The 18,187-nt window shown below is 42.6% G+C and carries 19 protein-coding genes and 1 pseudogene; 13 read left to right on the forward strand and 7 right to left on the reverse strand.

Going from position 1 to position 18,187, the window contains the following annotated elements:
* Positions 1-17: 17 nt before the first annotated feature.
* Both BW952_RS19560 and BW952_RS09020 read left to right on the forward strand, forming a co-directional pair.
* The gene (locus BW952_RS19560; RefSeq protein WP_052698381.1) at positions 18-1,424 is read left to right on the forward strand and encodes a glycoside hydrolase family 32 protein; all 1,407 of its coding nucleotides are present in this window, start codon (positions 18-20) and stop codon (positions 1,422-1,424) included.
* Positions 1,425-1,442: 18 nt separating this feature from the next.
* Positions 1,443-2,066, forward strand: a complete 624-nt coding sequence (locus BW952_RS09020) for a DUF624 domain-containing protein (RefSeq protein ID WP_082084558.1) — start codon at positions 1,443-1,445, stop codon at positions 2,064-2,066.
* Between the two features lie 75 nt (positions 2,067-2,141).
* Here the strand turns inward: BW952_RS09020 and BW952_RS09025 are convergent, their stop codons facing one another.
* Positions 2,142-3,581, reverse strand: a complete 1,440-nt coding sequence (locus BW952_RS09025) for a DHA2 family efflux MFS transporter permease subunit (RefSeq protein ID WP_082084566.1) — start codon at positions 3,579-3,581, stop codon at positions 2,142-2,144.
* 286 nt (positions 3,582-3,867) lie between these two features.
* On the opposite strand from BW952_RS09025, the gene BW952_RS09030 reads away from it, so the two are divergent.
* The 4 genes from BW952_RS09030 to BW952_RS09045 all read left to right on the forward strand — a co-directional run bounded on the left by BW952_RS09030 (position 3,868) and on the right by BW952_RS09045 (position 6,434).
* Positions 3,868-4,467 (forward strand): TetR/AcrR family transcriptional regulator, encoded by a 600-nt coding sequence (locus BW952_RS09030; protein WP_045849879.1) that lies wholly within the window; start codon positions 3,868-3,870, stop codon positions 4,465-4,467.
* A gap of 443 nt (positions 4,468-4,910) precedes the next feature.
* Positions 4,911-5,660: a DUF7225 domain-containing protein gene (locus tag BW952_RS09035; RefSeq protein WP_045849878.1), complete on the forward strand. Its 750-nt coding sequence runs from the start codon at positions 4,911-4,913 to the stop codon at positions 5,658-5,660.
* A gap of 38 nt (positions 5,661-5,698) precedes the next feature.
* Positions 5,699-6,190, forward strand: a complete 492-nt coding sequence (locus BW952_RS19660; protein WP_269430725.1) for a HipA domain-containing protein — start codon at positions 5,699-5,701, stop codon at positions 6,188-6,190.
* Positions 6,174-6,434 carry a hypothetical protein gene (locus tag BW952_RS09045; protein WP_231581314.1) on the forward strand — a complete coding sequence of 87 codons (261 nt, stop codon included), beginning with the start codon at positions 6,174-6,176 and terminating at the stop codon, positions 6,432-6,434. Before BW952_RS19660 ends, BW952_RS09045 begins: the two co-directional genes overlap by 17 nt.
* A gap of 268 nt (positions 6,435-6,702) precedes the next feature.
* On the opposite strand, the pseudogene BW952_RS09050 reads toward BW952_RS09045, so the two are convergent.
* The 3 genes and pseudogenes from BW952_RS09050 to rpsN all read right to left on the reverse strand — a co-directional run.
* Positions 6,703-6,867: pseudogene (locus BW952_RS09050) on the reverse strand ((2Fe-2S) ferredoxin domain-containing protein); the annotation flags it as partial.
* 98 nt (positions 6,868-6,965) lie between these two features.
* A complete protein-coding gene (locus tag BW952_RS09055) occupies positions 6,966-7,319 on the reverse strand; it encodes a hypothetical protein (protein ID WP_045849877.1) in 354 nt (117 codons plus the stop codon).
* An 87-nt stretch (positions 7,320-7,406) separates the two neighbouring features.
* Positions 7,407-7,676: a 30S ribosomal protein S14 gene (rpsN, locus tag BW952_RS09060; RefSeq protein WP_045849876.1), complete on the reverse strand. Its 270-nt coding sequence runs from the start codon at positions 7,674-7,676 to the stop codon at positions 7,407-7,409.
* A 194-nt stretch (positions 7,677-7,870) separates the two neighbouring features.
* Here rpsN and folE2 point away from each other — a divergent pair, with 194 nt between their 5' ends.
* Complete coding sequence (gene folE2 / locus BW952_RS09065; RefSeq protein ID WP_045849875.1) at positions 7,871-8,776, forward strand: GTP cyclohydrolase FolE2; 906 nt, start codon at positions 7,871-7,873, stop codon at positions 8,774-8,776.
* 190 nt (positions 8,777-8,966) lie between these two features.
* Positions 8,967-10,142: an FAD-dependent oxidoreductase gene (locus BW952_RS09070; protein ID WP_045849874.1), complete on the forward strand. Its 1,176-nt coding sequence runs from the start codon at positions 8,967-8,969 to the stop codon at positions 10,140-10,142.
* Positions 10,143-10,364: 222 nt separating this feature from the next.
* Here the strand turns inward: BW952_RS09070 and BW952_RS09075 are convergent, their stop codons facing one another.
* From BW952_RS09075 to BW952_RS09085, 3 genes are all read right to left on the reverse strand, one after another.
* Entirely contained in the window at positions 10,365-10,742 is a 378-nt protein-coding gene (locus BW952_RS09075) for a hypothetical protein (protein ID WP_139325431.1), read from the reverse strand.
* Positions 10,743-10,852: 110 nt separating this feature from the next.
* Positions 10,853-11,605 (reverse strand): stage II sporulation protein P, encoded by a 753-nt coding sequence (gene spoIIP / locus BW952_RS09080; RefSeq protein ID WP_076496256.1) that lies wholly within the window; start codon positions 11,603-11,605, stop codon positions 10,853-10,855.
* Between the two features lie 32 nt (positions 11,606-11,637).
* Positions 11,638-11,868, reverse strand: coding sequence for a hypothetical protein (locus BW952_RS09085; RefSeq protein WP_045849873.1), 231 nt, complete (start codon positions 11,866-11,868; stop codon positions 11,638-11,640).
* Positions 11,869-12,044: 176 nt separating this feature from the next.
* Between BW952_RS09085 and BW952_RS09090 the strand changes: the two genes are divergently transcribed.
* The 5 genes from BW952_RS09090 to BW952_RS09110 all read left to right on the forward strand — a co-directional run bounded on the left by BW952_RS09090 (position 12,045) and on the right by BW952_RS09110 (position 18,138).
* A complete protein-coding gene (locus tag BW952_RS09090) occupies positions 12,045-12,497 on the forward strand; it encodes a DUF305 domain-containing protein (protein ID WP_045849872.1) in 453 nt (150 codons plus the stop codon).
* Positions 12,498-12,983: 486 nt separating this feature from the next.
* The gene (locus tag BW952_RS09095; protein WP_045849871.1) at positions 12,984-13,880 is read left to right on the forward strand and encodes an alpha/beta hydrolase; all 897 of its coding nucleotides are present in this window, start codon (positions 12,984-12,986) and stop codon (positions 13,878-13,880) included.
* Positions 13,881-14,036: 156 nt separating this feature from the next.
* Complete coding sequence (locus tag BW952_RS09100) at positions 14,037-15,539, forward strand: phytoene desaturase family protein (protein WP_045849870.1); 1,503 nt, start codon at positions 14,037-14,039, stop codon at positions 15,537-15,539.
* Entirely contained in the window at positions 15,532-16,929 is a 1,398-nt protein-coding gene (locus tag BW952_RS09105) for an aldehyde dehydrogenase family protein (protein ID WP_045849869.1), read from the forward strand. The genes BW952_RS09100 and BW952_RS09105 overlap by 8 nt, the downstream gene beginning before the upstream one ends.
* A gap of 102 nt (positions 16,930-17,031) precedes the next feature.
* Complete coding sequence (locus BW952_RS09110; RefSeq protein WP_045849868.1) at positions 17,032-18,138, forward strand: glycosyltransferase family A protein; 1,107 nt, start codon at positions 17,032-17,034, stop codon at positions 18,136-18,138.
* The last annotated feature ends 49 nt before the right edge of the window (positions 18,139-18,187 follow it).

Consider the following 18,187-nt stretch of genomic DNA (forward strand, 5'->3'; position numbering starts at 1 on the left):
GGAAAAGAGGAATATATGTGCAAAAAGAATTATTCAGGCCGGCTCTGCATTTTAGTCCGGCTGAAAAATGGATAAACGACCCGAATGGGCTTGTGTATTACAAAGGGGAATACCATCTTTTTTATCAGTATCATCCTGAAAGCACGGTCTGGGGGCCGATGCATTGGGGACATGCCATTTCCTCAGATCTTGTCAATTGGGAAGAGCTTCCTGTCGCGCTATATCCAGATGAACTCGGACAGATTTTTTCTGGCAGTGCAGTGGTTGACTGGCATAATACAAGCGGCTTTCAGACGGGAGAAGAAGCGGTTCTAGTTGCTGTTTTTACCCATCACGGTGATGACAATGAAAAACAAAGCATCGCTTATTCAAACGATCGCGGCCGGACATGGTCGAAGTATAGTGGAAACCCAGTTATTCAAAACCCCGGTATAAAGGATTTTCGCGACCCAAAAGTCTTCTGGCATGAAGTGTCTCAGAAATGGATTATGTCACTTGCCTGCGGAGACCATATTCAGTTTTATGGGTCGGCGAACTTAAAAGAGTGGATATATCTTTCTTCATTCGGAGAGACATATGGTGCTCACGGTGGTGTGTGGGAATGCCCTGACCTTATTCGGCTTAATACCGACAGTGAACAGAAATGGGTTCTCATTGTCAGTCTTAATCCAGGTGGTCCAAACGGCGGCTCTGCCATTCAATATTTTACAGGTGATTTTGATGGAAACGTCTTTCTATCAGATCAGAAAGAAGAAGAGGAAAAATGGGCGGACTGGGGCCGGGATTTTTACGCCGCAGTGACGTGGAGTGATCTTGAAGAGCCAACATGGATTGGATGGATGAGCAACTGGCAATATGCGAACCAGACTCCAACTGAAAACTTCAGGGGTTCGATGTCTTTAGCAAGAACATTATCGCTGGAGAACAGGAATGGCCAGTATTACTTGATTCAAAAGCCGGTTTTTCCTGACCAAGAAAAACTAAAAACCATTCTGAAAACAAACGAGCTGATTTTGGGCGCTAGCTCTTATAAAGCGTCAGTGCTTCAGGATTGCTCAATTATTGTTGAAATGGATATATCGTCATTTGAAGCAGAGGGATGGTCGATGCAAATGGAGGGTGATAGTGCACGAATCACGATGGCCTTTGATGCAAAGGCCAAAACCTTTATTGTGGACCGGACGAAAAGCGGGATGACTGACTTTTCTTCACATTTCCCGAGCGTAGACTCGATGCCGCTTGATTATCTGCGCAATGTGTCTCTTGTCCTTGACCGCGCTTCGATCGAATTATTTGTCAATGACGGATGTGCTGTGATGACAGAATCTATTTATGCACCGGACGGAATTCAATCAATAGAGTTCAAAGCAGAAAAGGGCGAGGTCGTGGTGGAAAGTCTGACAATCTCAGCTGTTTTAGAATAAAAGAAAAGGGTGATCTGGATGATGAGATGGAACGGGAAAAGTGGAGGATGGATGAACGCTATTGCCAATCTGTTTCTTTTAAGTGTGCTGTGGGCAGTCTTTTGTCTTCCACTCCTCACAGTAGGACCTGCGACCGCTGCTACACTGGCAGTTATAAGTGAATGGCAAAGAAAAGAAAATGACAGTGTCATTCGAAGCTTTTTTCGTTTATTCCGTTTGCACTTCAAGCAAGGAATGCTGATCGGAAACCTGTGGATTTTATCGGGAATTCTTTTATCTGTAGACTTATTTTTCGTTTTGCATATGCAGGTAAGCTGGAACCTCATTCCTCTTTTTCTTGTTACACTGGCGATGCTTTTATGGGCATTTTTAGGCACAGCGATCTTTCCTTGCATGATCCATAGTGCAAAGAAAGGGTTCTCGTTAGTCAAGCTGTCGTTTACAATCGCATTTCTGGATATACAGACTACCTTTGCCGTACTGATTTTATGGACGGCGGCCATTTTGCTTTTTACAGTATCTCCGGTTTTGATGATGGCTAGCTTTGTGCCAATCTTCTACATCCACCTTCAATTCTTTTTCCGTTCAATGAACCTGCTGAAATCCCGGGTGTCACTTGAGATGAAGTTGCTTGACTCTTGAAAATATTAAAACACGTTTAAGCCTTTTTGACCGTTTAATAGGTCAAAAAGGCTTTTTGTGATTGTACAAACTGAATTAAAGTCCTTGCTCCGCTTGGTTAAGCTCCCTTTGCAAATCCGCACTGGCTGTGTCCTCCGCGCTCTGACTTGTCCGCTTAATGAAAAAGGACAGAAGAAGTGCGACAATCCCTATTCCAATAATGACCATATACGCATCGTTAATTCCTTGAATAGTCGCTTCTAGCATCATTTGCTGCTGATTCCCATTGAAGCCGGAAGACAACATTTCTGTTGCGTGTGTTTTCGTCCGGTCAGTCATGATGGTGACAAGAAGGGAGGTACCGACGGCGCCTGCTACTTGTTTAATGGTGTTAGAGATGGCCGTTCCGTGTGCAATTAAGCTTGCGGGCAACTGATTCAAGCCGGCTGTTTGAATCGGCATCAGCATTAAAGCCATTCCGATGCGCCGACCTGTCGACATCAGAACAAGGTACGTGTAACTGGTGGAGTCTGTTAAATCAATAAAGCCGATTGTTGTGATAATGGTAATGCCCAATCCGATAATGGAGAGCCATTTCGCTCCGTACCGGTCAAACAGCTTGCCGGCGACAGGCATTAAAAAGCCCATTACAAGCGCGCCAGGAAGAAGCAGCAATCCGGATTCTAAAGCGGTGTAGCCACGCGCGCTTTGCAGGTACAAGGGAAGCAGCATCATATCCGCGTACATGACCATCGTAACAGCAATGTTAATAACGATGGTTAACGAAAACATATTGTACGTAAAGGCCCGAAGATCCAGCAGCGGATTTTTCGACACGAGCTGTCTCCATGTAAACAGGGCAATGGCTGCAACACCAACCGCGATAGAAGCAAGCACTTCACCGCTTGACCAGCCTTCACTGCCAGCCCGGCTGAATCCATACAGTAAGGTGCCGAATCCGACGGTAGACAGAATGACACTAACCGTATCAACCTTGACCATCACCTGCTCTGAAACATTTTTCAAGTAAATAAACCCTAGAATAATGACGAGTAGAGCAAACGGAACCATACCATAGAACATAACCTCCCATTTGAAGTTTTCCATAATATAACCCGCAAGTGTCGGTCCGATTGCAGGTGCGAAAATGATCGCAAACCCGACCATGCCCATTGCGGCTCCTCGTTTATTGGCTGGAAAAAGCGTAAAGACTACGTTTGTTAAGAGGGGCATAATGATGCCGGCGCCGGCTGCTTGAATCATCCGGCCGGTTAAAAGGACAGGAAAGCTTATGGCGAAAGCTGAAACAATCGTACCTGCAAGAAAAAGCAGCATAGACGCCTGGAAAAGCTGGCGGGTCGTGAACCGTTGCATAAAAAAGGCGGTAATCGGAATAAGTATGCCATTTACGAGCATATAGCCGGTTGTCAGCCATTGTGCGGTCGTAGCTGAAATGTTGAAATCAACCATTAATTCTGGTGTCGCTACACTCATAATGGTCTGGTTTAATGTGGCTAAAAAAGCCCCCAAAATCATGATAAATAAGATCGGTCCTTTTTTAACAGAACGATTCGCTGTGCTTGAAATGTTACTCAACCTGCAAACTTCCTTTCTTTTCTCGCTAGACTTATTTTACAGTGTGTAAGATAATGAACACTGTATAAAATAGACTAAAGCAGAAAAGAGCATTTGACAATTTACATTATCAAGGAATGTGTAAAGTACTGTACATATTTTTGATTTGTGTTTAGTAGTGGAGGAATATTCAACGATTTCAGCCACATTGTCGTTTTTATCTTAAAGAGAAAGGAGCTCGATCCCAATGAATCCCAACAAAGATCAAACAGACCCTAGAGTGATTCGTACGCGTATACTTATAAAAGAAGCATTCATCGAGCTGCTGACGGAAATGGATATTGAAAAAATGTCGGTTAGCCGCATTGCGGAAAGGGCGACCATCAGCCGTGTAACGTTTTATTTGCATTATCGGGATATACCGGACATGTTAGAGAAAATGGCGGATGAAATGATTAAAGAGATAGAAGAGGCCCTTAGAGGCAAGCCGGTGAACCCGGATTCCCGCGAAGGCGCAGATTGGCTGAGACTCGAAAAGCTGCTGGAGCACATTGCGCAGCACGCTAGCTTTTACAAGGTGACGTTAGCTTCAAGAAAGGCGCCGATCTTTACAGAGCGTTTGTTGTCCATGCTGACTGAAATCATCACGGAACGCTATGATCACGTTGAAAAGGATTCGTTTACTTATAAAGCCGGAATTCAAAAAGATATTGCGGTTTGGCACCGATCCTCCGCGCTAATCGGGACAATCGTTTCTTGGCTGAGACAGGATATGCCGTACACCCCGCACTTTCTTGCAAAACAGTTTTACCTGTTAACGTCTCGCAAACAGGATACGAATTTTTAAGGGCTGCTTGATAGGGTAAAAATTTTGAGAATAGGGAGAATAAGCTTCCACAAACGAAACGCAGTCATTTGAAAAATGACTGCGTTTCGTTTGAAATGACTACAAAGGAATTTCTGCTGAACAAACCACTTAGAGAAAATCACTTTTGCGCGGCCTCGTTGTTTATTTTTGAACGCTCCTCCGCATTAATCTTCCATTCGCTCGCCCAGCAGTGCCAGGTTGTTCCAACTCAATTGAGGTGGTCCAGGAAAAAGACTTTTGAGAAGAAGATGATGCGGCATCCTGACAAGCTCCTAAACAACTGCCTAAAATGAAAAGAATGAGTATTTTTTTCACCCTCGTTAATTCCTTTCTTTTTTGCAACAAACGCCCCTTAAAGTTTGAGCAATGCTTAATGTATGTGTTCATCGTTTCCAAGGATAGTAGAGGATGATGGTCCGTAATTGGCTGATCGAGTCGGAAATATTGTGAAGTCAAGTGAAGTGAAAAAAGTACTTTTAGAGACATTTGGCACAAAACCAAGCAGTGTTCTTTTGTCGGATTACTGCTACAACCGCTACAATGCAGGCATTTCGTTTAAACAGCATTTATTCGTGTATATGGGCCGCAACGCATATAAGTATATAGGAGAAAGAGCTCCATACACGGGCTTTATATTTCAAAAACCAAAAAATGAAATGAAAGAGCACATTGTCGGGGAATGGATAAACGGCCAGTACTCACTGTTCGAAAAGCCGGTAAGAGTCGGAGCAAAGGATAGCGAATCAATAGAGAGCATTAGCCGTGAGCACCTCGAGAAGCTATATGAAGAGTATTTTGACATTTTAACGTTTGAAATGGCGGCGCTTCAGTGCAAGCCGACAGAACTGAGGCATTTAATCGGGAGGCTGGGGGAGTTTTATTGTGCGCTGCAAACCGACGGGGAACTAGCACGAGAGACAAATCAGCATGGGTTTGATGTCGTTAGCAATGGGCGGAAAATCAGTGTGAAAACGACTGCTCAAATAACGGGATTCATTCCGATTAACCAAAATACCTTTCATTTGGCTGATGACTTTTTTATTGTCCAGTACACGAACCATGATTTTCACCTCTTATTTTACAGACCGAAAGAAGAGGTGCCGATTGCTCGAAAATACGAAAAAACGTACGAGGTGGATATTCATCGCTTGAAGAACGGAAACATGTCTTGATAGGGGAGGGAAAGGGGTTTGCGGATAGCCTCGTCCCTTTGCAGTGTTATGAACCGCATGTTACGGCTGTTATTCCAAGGCACCGCTATAACCAATTCCAATCGTCCTTATCGACAGAAGAGAAATTTGAGCGAGTCATGGAGCAAGTGCAAACCTTCACCGGCCTGGATGTGAGGATGGAAGTGGCGCGAATGCTAGCTTTTGATGCCCTCATTTTAAACGAAGACCGCCATACAAACAACATCTTATTTTTATATGATCCTTTTGAAAAAACGTGGCAGTTGACGCCTTTATTTGACAATGGACTAAGCCTCTTATCTGATGAAAAAGACTACACGTCAGGCACGCCGCTGTCCATTTTAAAGCGAAAAGTGAAAGCAAAGCCATTCAACTCTCATTTTTCGAAGCAGTTGTCTCTTTACAAAGGACCGCCGTTTATTGACATAGACACATTTTTCACGAAGCTGGCGCAAACAACAGTTGATTTTGGCCGTGCAAAGCAAGTATTCGAATATGGAAGGACACATTGACATAGAAGAGCTGGAAAAATGGCTTAAGTGGCGGACATTTCCGCCGAAGCGTGCCAATCCGGATGAGCTGCTCGAAAGCCTTGGGATGCAGGCGTATAACCGTTGGGGCATCGTTCGAAAAACACATGGCGTCATGGCAGATGATGAAATTTGGCTGCGTTTTGAGGGCGAAACACTGCGTCATAAAGATGTTTGTTTGCGTAAAGAGCTGTATTATCCGGAATCAGCTGCTGAAAACAGTTAAAGGAAGCCGTGACTTTTGCGCACGGCTTCCTTTAAATGACCACAATCAATTTCTTCAGCCAATTCAGTAACAATGAATTTTCTATAGAAGAATTCATTTTTTTCTGAGAAATTTAAAAATAATGGTCAGGTTGCTATGCACCCTTTAAATTGCTGTTCTAATTCTTCTTTATTCAGGTGTTTTTCGGGAAAATACAATACGGATTAAATCGTCCCGCACAGTACAACAGATGCATCCATTGGATTACAACGCATTTATCATGGCATCATCCATTACACCTTGTACGGGTTGTATGGATGGTATCGTCCATTTCCTGGCTGGATATTTCTTTCCGAATGGCTTGTGTTAGTTCTTCTGCTCCTGCTTGATTGCAGCTGCTTCCATTACAAATAAGAACATGATGCTTCATATTGCTTAAATCCCATGTGGCCATTCGACTTTCCCTCCCTGTAAATAAGAATAATTACGATTTGAAGATTATATTTCAGAAACGATAAACTCCCCAAAGGTGAGAAGTTTATTGCAGCCACGTTAAATCACAAAAAGAAATAAGGAATGCTTGCTTGTCGTTTCTCTTTTTTGAGATAGGATGGGAGTACAATCAATCCATTTCGATTTTTTCATTTTGAGCTGAAGCTTTGCATCAATTTCTTGTTCGATTTCTTTCATTAATTTAACGGTTTCTCCGTATGAACGGTTAAAGTACCTAGAGGCCTGCTCATGAGGAGCATGCTCAACAAGCAATGAAAGAAAGTGGTCTGATGTTTTCGCTTGCTGAGCCAGTTCGTCTTCTAAACGAATGATAAATTGGTAAAGCTGCCGCTGTTTCATGGGCAAAGACGCTACAATATCTTTGATCAATATTTCTACTAAATGCTGATTCATGTTACATTCCTCCGAATAAGCCGATGAAGAAAACAGCTTAAAGCAAGATTATTTTAAATGAATTAACGTTTTTACAGACCGGATTACTTACCAGCTTGCCTTTTTTACACCTGGAATTTGCCCTTTATGAGCGTATTCTCTGAAAGCAATTCGGGACATTTTGAATTTACGCAAATATCCGCGTGGTCTTCCCGTTACTTCACAGCGATTTTTTAAACGAGTGGGGGACGAATCTCTTGGAAGTTTTTTTAAGGCTTCGTAATCCCCTTTTTCTTTAAGTTCCTTTCTTAATTCAGCATATTTAGCTACAAGATCCTGACGTTTTTTTTCTTTTACTACTTTTGATTTCTTCGCCAATGGTCATCGCTCCTTTTTATTAATCGTAATCATTACGTTTTGAAAACCATTAAATCACATTTTTTTCTTTTTGACAAATAACAATAAAAAGAAGCAGGAGAGTTAAATCTTACTCAAACGAAAAACCATAAAAAACTTGCAAATAGGAATCATTACGTTTTATTATTGGGAGTGAATTAAAAAGGAGCAAACGTATGAATAATCTAAAACTCCCGTCAAAAAGGGAACGGTTAAAACTGTTTGGTTCGAGTGAGCCTGGAATTAAGCTGAAGCCGAGTGAAAAAGAAAAGATACCTGATCTACAAAATAAAAAAGAGAATTTTTTGTTTGAAATTGATGCTGTTGGGATTACAAATGTGAAAATGCCTGTTTCTATCACGTCGGTGCTAAATCCATATACACAAACAACGATCGCATCGTTTACCTTAACATCTGCCATTTCACATGAGGTAAAGGGAACAAATATGAGCCGTTTTACAGAACAATTAGAACTTTATCGCAGGCAAGGTTTCACTTTAAGCTTTTCGCAGCTCTCTGATTTTTTAAAAGAACTGGCAGGTCGCTTAGAACAAAAGGATGCAAGCCTTGAAGTAACATTCCCTTGGTTTTATGAACAGGCGGCACCTGTTTCTTCTCTAGCAGGGTTAAATCATGCTGACGCCAGAATTTCGGTTTCATATCGTCAAGGAAAGATAGTAGAAAGGCGAGTAGAATTAAGCTGCGCTGTTACAACTTTATGTCCATGCTCGAAAGAAATTAGCGAATATAGCGCCCATAACCAAAGAGGCTATATTAGAATGATGGCATCGTTATCGGTTGAGTATCAAGAGTCTACGGACTGGAAAGCGGTTCTTTTAGAAGCCGCTCAGTCCAATGCCAGTGCCTGGATTTATCCAATTTTAAAACGTCCTGATGAAAAGGCAGTGACGGAAAAAGCGTATGAAAATCCTCGCTTTGTTGAAGATATGGTCCGTCTTGTAGCCGCTGATTTGTACGAGGTCCCATTTATTGAGTCTTTTACAGTAGAATGTCGGAATGAAGAATCAATTCATCTTCATGATGCCTATGCTTCTTTAACAATTCAGAAGAATGGTAATTAATTTTTTGAATAATTAAGAAAGAAGAAACGAAAAAGAACGGCGTTATCAGAAGGTTGGATTAAGTAATCTTTCTTGGTCCAAGTGGGGAATTTGCTACGCTTTCGTTTTAAAAGTGCAGCAGAATGGCGAAAAAGAAACCGTTTTTTCTTTCTTTAAATCGTAATGATTCCGTTATAAAGGAGAGGGAAAAATGTTTAAATGGATAGTGGTAGGCGGAGGCATTCAGGGGATCACAATGGCTGCGTTTTTAAGAAAACAGCGAAAAGTTCCGATTGAGGAGATTGCGATTATTGACCCTCATACGGAACCGTTAGAAAATTGGAAACGATGCACGGATCGTATTTCTATGCCTTATTTACGATCACCAGTCGTGCATCATCTTGATGAACATCCGCTTAGTTTACAAGTCTTCGGGAAAAATAAATCAATAAATGAAGCAACTGCTTTCTACGGAAGGTTCAAACGCCCGGCTCTTTCGATGTTTAATGAGCATTGTGACGAGCTGATTGCTGATTTAGAGATGAAAAAAGCGTGGGTGCAGGGACGTGTTTACTCTGCTGCACGAACAGAAAATAAATGGAAGGTCGAACTGCAGAATGGAAGAGAGCTTGTAGGAGAAAATCTGATACTGGCCATTGGCATTAGTGAACAGCCGGTCTGGCCCGATTGGTCGAAGCAGATAAATGAAAAAGGAAATGCTTCCATCCACCATATTTTCGAAGCAGAACTTCCTGAATTTGAAGAGATGGCACGGCCTTTTACGATTGTGGGCGGTGGCATTACAGCTGCTCATTTAGCGATAAAATTATCTTCCATGTACCCGGGTGAAGTAACGTTGATTAAGCGTCATCCGTTCCGCTTGCACGATTTTGACAGTGATCCTGCCTGGCTCGGTCCAAAAAACCAGCGTTCTTTCAGTAAATTGGGCAGTTATCAGAAGCGGCGAGAAAAAATTAAGCAAGCCCGCCATAAGGGATCTTTGCCCCGTGACGTATACATGAAACTACGGCGCAGTATTCATAAGGATGAGCTGCTCATTAAAGATGGACTGGTTCAACATGCTTTCGTTAAAAACAAGAAAATTCACTTGTATGATGAGCAAGAGCAGCTCATTCACCATACGGGTACAGTGTTGCTTGCGACAGGATTTCAGCCATCATTGCCAGGGAAGCAGTGGCTGATGCCAATAATAGAAAAACATGAACTTCCATGTGCAGCATGCGGCTATCCTGTCGTTTCTAAATCACTCCAGTGGGGTCCAGGGCTATATGTAATCGGGGCATTAGCAGAGCTTGAAATGGGGCCTATTGCCCGGAATATTTCTGGAGCCCGCCAGGCAGCGGAACGGATCGTCAGCAGCTTATAATAGTGTCATTAGAGAGCAGCGAATCTATACCAGTCCCACAAAATTTTCATGTAAAAAAGCATTACATAAAAATAAAAGGGCCGTTAAATAAGCTTTTAGCGGTCCTTTATGATTTTAAACAAAATGAGAATATAGGGGGTACCACATATGTTTCTCTCGAATAAAACCATCTTCAAAAAACTAAGAGAAAAAAACTTTTGCACATTTGGGACAGAGTATTCTTTAAAACAAGTACCAAATCAATGCCCCTCCACCCAATATATAACCACTGATTGTTATGCAAAACAGCCGTAATCCATGGCTGTTTTCGTTTCTTTGTAAATTTTTATATTCTTCATAAGTGATTTTCCCTTCCGCGAATCTTAAGCCGTTTGGGTCAGGTTCAATACTATACTGTCGTCCATCTTTATCTTCCAAAAAAACTTTGGTAATTAAAGGGGAATATTTCCCGGCGGCAGCGTTAGATCCATTTGACTGTTGTTTTTGAAATTCAACACGTTTCCCATCGATAAATTCGGCTCTGACAAATTTGTAAACAGACTTATTTTGGATCTGTTCGGTTATGTCTAGAGCACGTTGTTCAAATACATGAGTAGACACACACATAATTATCACCTCACTATACTTTATTTTGGAGAAACACAATGGTGTTAATAAATGTGCAGGAAATGGTGTGAAAAAACAAGAGGGGGGGTGTTAATGGCTCTGCTTCACCTCATTCTTGTTTCCCCAGACCAATAATCGTCACTTAAAACATCAGCTAATACCTCGATCGTACGGAAAATCTCTTCTGCTGTATTATCCACACCACCCACTTCCACAATGACGGAACGCGGGGATAAATCCTGATTATAGATACCGTTTCCCTGGCTGCTGTCTTTTGTCAAGATGCCCTTTGATAAACCAGGGTTTTGAGCGGAAATCTGCTTGTGCAACTCATTTGTGAATGAAAGATTTTGTTCAAAGGCGGCATGCCCCGTCCCTACAACAAACAGGAGGCGCGCATACGTCTCTCCATTTTTTTCAATAGTGGTGGACGGTTTGCGCAGCGAGTCGCGGTGGATGTCTAAGAAGATGTCCAGATCTTTGTTTGCTTTTTGGGCGGATCGAACACGCTCCCGTGAAACTAGATAAGAGCTCCCATATTCCAGGTCTCTTTCTTCTAGTGCCTGGACAATATCAGTGGAATCCGATTGCGCGCCGACTCCCCGTCGTTCAAGAGCCCGTTCGAGCATTTTTCCGGCTAACGTAATATTTACTTTCTGATGAAACGCGTCTCCCGGCTGATCGGTATGCTTAAAATACGGCAAAAACGATTCCCTGCTGTGCGAATGGTAAATATACACGCGGTCTCTTTCGTTAGCCGAATGAGAATGATCCGCTCCTTCAGGCAGCTTCACCTCTTCAAAAAGCGCCTCCGCATTTTGAAATAAAAGCTCTCTTTCCTTTAATATCTCTTCCATCGAATACTCTATATCATCCCGAGCCGGGCTTTTCAGAAGCGCCTCTGCACCTTTTCCAAATCCTTCAGCTGCATACCGGTTAAGGCGTTTAGCTCCTTCATAAGAGGCTGTTTCGCGAGCTCCTTGTCTTTTGAAAAAAACAGTAAAAACAATACAAGCAACAACCAAAGCGTAAACAGAAGAATAAACAGCTCTAGTAACGTACGCAAGCGGGATCTCATTTTAGCTATTTTTGTCTTGTTTTTCTCATTTACTGACTTCATATCATGCCTTCCTTTGAAAAATGCTCTTGATCAGCCATTTTCATCGATCATAGCATGTATATGGATCCGTTTAAATAAAGAGGGGTATTGTGCAGTTTCTGTGCAGTTTTGATTTATACGTTTAAATCAAAGAAAATAGTCTAACCAATCAGTAAATGAAAAAAGGAGGGTTTTTCTTGAACAAGTACGCTAAATTCGGGGTAATGATTGCAACATCCACGATCCTTATGTATGTTTTTATGTATTTTAATGTCTTTCAACTGGATCATATTTTTTTCAGCGAAACAAGAGCTTATATGGCACTTATGATGGGTTCGGTGATGGCCATTGTGATGTTAGTGTTTATGTGGAATATGTACGATAAGCGGCGTTTAAATACACTTATTCTTGCGGGAAGTGCGGCTGTGCTGGTTCTTTCGATTTGGCTGATGAGAAGTCAGAGTACTGTGGAGGACGTATCCTGGATGAAGGCCATGATCCCACATCACTCGATTGCTATTTTGACCAGCGAGCGGGCCAACCTTTCAGATCCGCGGGTTCAGGAGCTTGCGAATAGCATCATCGAAGCGCAACGCAAAGAAATCGATGAAATGAAAAAGCTCATTGAAGAAATAGAAAACCAGAAGTAAAAAAATAGGTGCGTTGTGAGCGGCAAACCGATGGGAAAGCGGTGAAGGGGTAGATAAGGTCCATAGATAACTTAATGCACCAAACCAATCTCATCAATCGATAAAGCAACCGATATAAAGGTTGAACCGTTTTTAGCCATTCTTTACAAGCATCAGGGAAGGGATGTTTAACTCAAAGCATTAATCATGATATAGATTGACTTGGGTCAAATCCGTACGCGGGTTTGGCTTTTTTTCTTTTTCCAACCGAAAAAGGAAAAAGTGTCTATCCTTTTATGAGGCGAGAAAGTTTGTGGAAGTTATTAAGCTAACGACCAAGATTTGTTGAACAAGGTTCCACAAATTAAGACGGCATGGAGGTCAAATTAACTATTGAAGAAATTGATCTAACAGCTCGCCGATTAAAAGTCGTATTTAAGGGAAAGAGTAATGAATAGCAGAATACGCTTTGTTCAAGTTAAAATGGTAAAAAAGTGAGGTTACATAATGTTCACTATTGCGGTTGCTAAATTACTTCGCCTCCTGCCTAACCAAGCAAAAAAGACACCTATGATTCCCTTACAGCCAGTGAAAACGAAAAAAGATGTGAAAGTTGAGACATCTGTAAAACCTACTCACATTTCCTTGTACTATCCCTTTGAAGCAAGACGGAAAAAGTTCCCTGTCTATATTAATTTTCATGGTGGAGCATTCATCATGAATGAAAAGGAGATGGATGATCCTTATTGCCGCTATCTGGCCAATCAAACAGAATGTGTAATTGTTAATGTCGATTATGCGAAAGCACCAGAATATCCTTTTCCCCAGCCGATTGTTCAGGGGTATGACATTGTTCAATGGATAAAGGAAAGAGCCGACGATTTGAATATTGATGCGGAAAAAATGATGGTTGGCGGGCAGAGTTCAGGGGCAAATATAGCAGCAGCTCTCTGTCTCTATCTGGTTGAGAAAGGGGGGAATCAGCCACTTCTCCAAGTGCTGACATGCCCGATGCTGGATTTTGCCACCCCGCACGCAGATAAGCCGGAACCGGATAAGTGGCGCGCCCGATATCCTCAAGTCGCCCATTTTTTAAATATGTGCTATGTCCCTGACAAAGGACAGGCGGAGCATCCTCTCGCTTCCCCTGTTCGTGCTGTGGTGAGTAGCCGATTAGCTTCTGCCCTTATTATCATAGCGGAGTATGACGCATTCCGGCCGGAAGCAGAATGTTATGCGGAGAGATTAAAAGCAGCTGGGGTAACGGTTCAAGAAGAGATATTCAAAGACTGTAAGCATGCTTTTACCCACCTGGGGCCAAGAGAAAAAGCGGAGGAGGCTTGGCAGCTTGTCGCACGGAAAATGAAAGAAGCGGCCGATTCCCATGGAGAAACTAGCATATAGAATAATATTTAAGGGTGCATGCTGACTTAAAGCGTAGCGAAAAAATCCAATTGCTGTGTCTGACAAAACAGATCTATGTGACAAAAGATAAAATGGTCCAAATCATTACTGTCTTGAACAGAACTTTTGATTTACGAGAAGGAGAGGGAATAACGGGTGAAAACGAAAAACAAAAACGTACTAGTTATCGGAGGTGGACTTGGTGGACTGTCGGCTGCGATTTCACTGGCACAGGCTGGATACGATGTCTCATTATATGAAAAAAATGATCACATTGGAGGGAAGCTGAACCGGTTGGATCAAGATGGTTTCGGTTTTGACTTGGGTCCATCCATCCTTACGATGCCCCAAATCTTTGAAAACTTGTTTTCTGCCAGTGGCAAATCCATGAAGGACTACATCCCAATCGAAAAGCTGGATCATCAATGGCGGTCCTTTTTCCCTGACGGAAATATCATAGATTTATATGAAGATGTGAAAGAAATGCAAGAGAAGAACCAATCTCTGAATGAAAAGGATATGCGTGAGTATCAGGAGTTGCTTCGCTATTCAAAAAGACTTTATGATATGACAGACAAAGCCTATTTTGAGCATGGCGCTGATACGACGAGAGAAATCGTGAAGCATGCGGGTCTGTTCACTATTTTAAAGAACTTTGATCTGTTTTCTACCGTTCATGAAGGCATTGACAAACGGATAAGTAATGAACAATTCCGTGATATGCTATCCTACTTCATCAAATACGTAGGTTCGTCCCCTTATGATGCACCAGCCATTTTGAACATGATGATTTACATGCAGCATGATCAGGGTGTATGGTATGTGCCCGGTGGTTTGAATAAACTAGCGGACGGTTTGGTGAAGCTAGCTGATGAAGTAGGCGTTCACTTCCACCTCGGTAAAAAGATCGCCAAGCTTGAAAAAAAGAACGGGGAAATCACAGGAGCTGTCATGGAAGACGGAACAAAGCGAACAGCAGATTATTATGTTTCTAATATGGAAGTCATACCAGTTTACGAACGACTACTGGAGGAAGACAGCCATTTTGTGAACAATTTAAAGAAAAAATTCGAACCGGCCAGCTCAGGTCTTGTTATGCATTTAGGCGTGAAAAAGAGTTATCCGCAGCTTCGCCATCATAATTTCTTTTTCGCGGAAAATATGAAGCAGCAAATGCAATCCATTTTTCATCATCATGAACTGCCGAATGATCCGGTTATTTATTTAGTCAACGTCAATAAAACAGATCCGTCGCAGGCTCCTGCGGGATATGAAAACATAAAAGTATTGCCCCATATTCCTTATATTCAAGACCAAAAGCCTTTCACCCAAAAAGAATACGAACAATTTGCCGAGCGGACTCTGATCAAATTAGAGAAAATGGGCTTGCACGATTTGCGAGCGAATATCGTGACAAAAGATGTATGGACGCCGGAAGATATCAGGCGTATGTATGGCTCTGACCGGGGTGCCATTTATGGAACCGTGTCAGACCGCAAGAAAAATAAAGGATTCAAGCATCCGAAACAAAGTGAACGCTATAACAATCTTTATTTCGTGGGTGGAACCGTAAACCCAGGAGGCGGGATGCCCATGGTTACCTTAAGCGGCCAGCTAGTAAGCGAGAAAATCGTTCAGAGGGATTTTTCCCATGACTGACAATGAATATCATTTCCTAAAGACATTACCGGAAAGGCAGAAGGAAGAGCTGTTTTCCATGGGAAGCCCTTCAATTGAAATGCGTAAAAAGCAGCTTTTAAAACTGAAAACGATTCTTTTGGAGCGCGAAGAGGATTTGATGAAGGCTCTTTATTCAGATTTGGGAAAACCGTCCTTCGAATCCTTTTCATCTGAGATTGCTGTTCTATTGAATGAAATTGATTATGTGTGCAAGCATATAGCAACATGGAACCGTCCGGAAGGGTCTCGGCACCTCAGGTTGGGCTATGTGGAAGCCTTCAAAAAAAAGAGACATCCGTATGGGAGCGTCCTCATCGTCGGTTCGTGGAATTATCCCGTCCAGCTTACCTTAATGCCTGCTATTGGTGCAATTGCCGGCGGAAACTTCTGCGTAATTAAACCATCTGAACATGCACCGGCAACGGCTGAACTGCTGAAAGAAATCATCAATCAAGCATTTCCTCCCGAACAATTATATGTTGTGACAGGAAATGCACAAACCGCCAGCCTGTTGACATCAGCCCCTTTTGACCTGATCTTTTTTACAGGCAGCGAACAGACGGGGAAAGCTGTGGCAGCTCAGGCAGCTAAGCAGCTTACACCGGTGATATTGGAACTCGGCGGGAAAAACCCATGTATCATTGATGAAACAGGCTTTTCTACAGCAGCCATTAAAGAAATCATCTGGGGTAAATTCCTTAATGCTGGACAAACCTGCATTGCCCCGGATACCCTTTTTGTCCATCATTCTATTTATGAAAAAACGCTGGATGAGATTTCTGCTTCAATTTCCGCTTTCTACGGAGATCAACCCGAGGCAAGCGGAGATTATGGCAGGATCTGTACCGATGCACATTTTCAAAAGGTGGCTGCGTTTATCGGGCAGGGTCATGTCCGGCATGGAGGAGCGTACGATCGAAAAAATCGGTTTATCTCCCCAACCGTGTTAACAGATATCAAACCGGGAAGTCCGATTTTGCAGGAAGAAATTTTCGGTCCGGTCCTTCCTGTCATTCCTTATACAGATATGAGAACGCTATTATCCAGTGGCAATCTTCAGCGCGATGCACTTACAGGGTATATATTCAGTAAAAATAAGAGTCGAATTCAACTTTTCAGCGAATATATGCGTTCCCCAACCATTAGTGTCAATCAAGTAATACAGCATGCCGCGAGCCCCCATATTGCATTTGGAGGGGTTGGAAGAAGCGGATACGGTGCGTATCACGGCAAAGCAGGTTTTCTGGCTTTTAGTTATGAAAAAACAGATTACCAAACGTATCATTATTTGCGTTTTCAAGGTAAATTCCCGCCGTATTCCGACCGAAACATGAAAGCATTGAAAAAGGTACGAAGGTGGCTGCTGTAATAGAATCATTGTACACAATTGTCTCTTTTATTCAGTGAAATAAAGATTTGTCAGGAATCTTAAAAGCTGTGTGCTTACACGCAGAAGAAGGAGGCTTGTTTTATGACAGCTTTAGAAATAATGAATCTCGCGTTTGGATTTGTGGCAGTTATGATTGGCGTCCTCATGTTCTGGTCATTGCCGGTTCCGGTTTCCTCCTCCAGTCCATTGACCGGTCTTCCGTTTCTGTCCATCATTATTCCAGCCAGGAATGAAGAAGGCAGGATCTCGCCATTATTGCAATCATTGCAGGAGCAGCATTTCAGACAATTTGAAATTCTGGTTGTTGACGACGATTCATCCGACAATACTGCGGCTATTGCGGAAAGCTACGGGGCAAAGGTTCTGAAGAATGCAGGGGCCGGAAAATCATCAGCCTGCTGGCATGCTGCCGAACAGGCCAAAGGGAGCTGGCTATTATTCTTAGACGCTGATACAAAATTTATCAGTGTAGAGGGGTTAAGCAACCTGCTGCATTTCTATCAGGAAAAGGGCGCCAAAGGCATTACAGCATTACAGCCATTTCATACAGTTGAGCGCTTGTATGAACACATCTCCGTTGTATTTAACATCATCGTCGTCGTAGGAATGAATCTGTTTACGATTTGGGGATCACGGTTTAAAACGGCCGGTTCGTTCGGTCCATGCATTTTATGTAATCGAGACGATTACTTTTTGGCGGGAGGTCATAAAAAAATCGAGGGAGCCATTATGGATGATCTGGCACTGGGAGAGGCGTTTCTTGAACAGGATCTACCCGTTCGCTGCTTGGGCGGCAAAGGGATTATGTCTTTGCGCATGTACCCGGAAGGCATAGGGAGCCTTATCGAGGGCTGGTGCAAAAGTTTTGCCATCGGCTCCAAATCAACTCATCCAATGATCATGCTGATGGTTATCTTGTGGATTTCTGGCGGTTTCACTGCAGCGGGAGCACTGATCTCTTCTATCATTGAATGGAATCCTGCCGCAATCCTGTTCAGTGGGATATTGTATTGCCTGTATATGATTCAAACAGCGTGGTTTGCCAGCAGGGTCGGTAATTTCAAGTGGGGGGTTTTCCCTTTCTATCCGATATTATTTTCGTTTTTCATAGGAATCTATCTGTATTCCTTCATCAGGGTGAATATTTTCCATTCTGTGAATTGGAAGGGTCGTAAAATTAAGGTCTGAATATTCTCAATCATTATGTGAACGGTCGTCAACATGTACTGGGTAATAA

It is taken from the genome of Domibacillus enclensis (genome assembly GCF_900156125.1).
Classification (GTDB): Bacteria; Bacillota; Bacilli; order Bacillales; family Domibacillaceae; genus Domibacillus; species Domibacillus enclensis.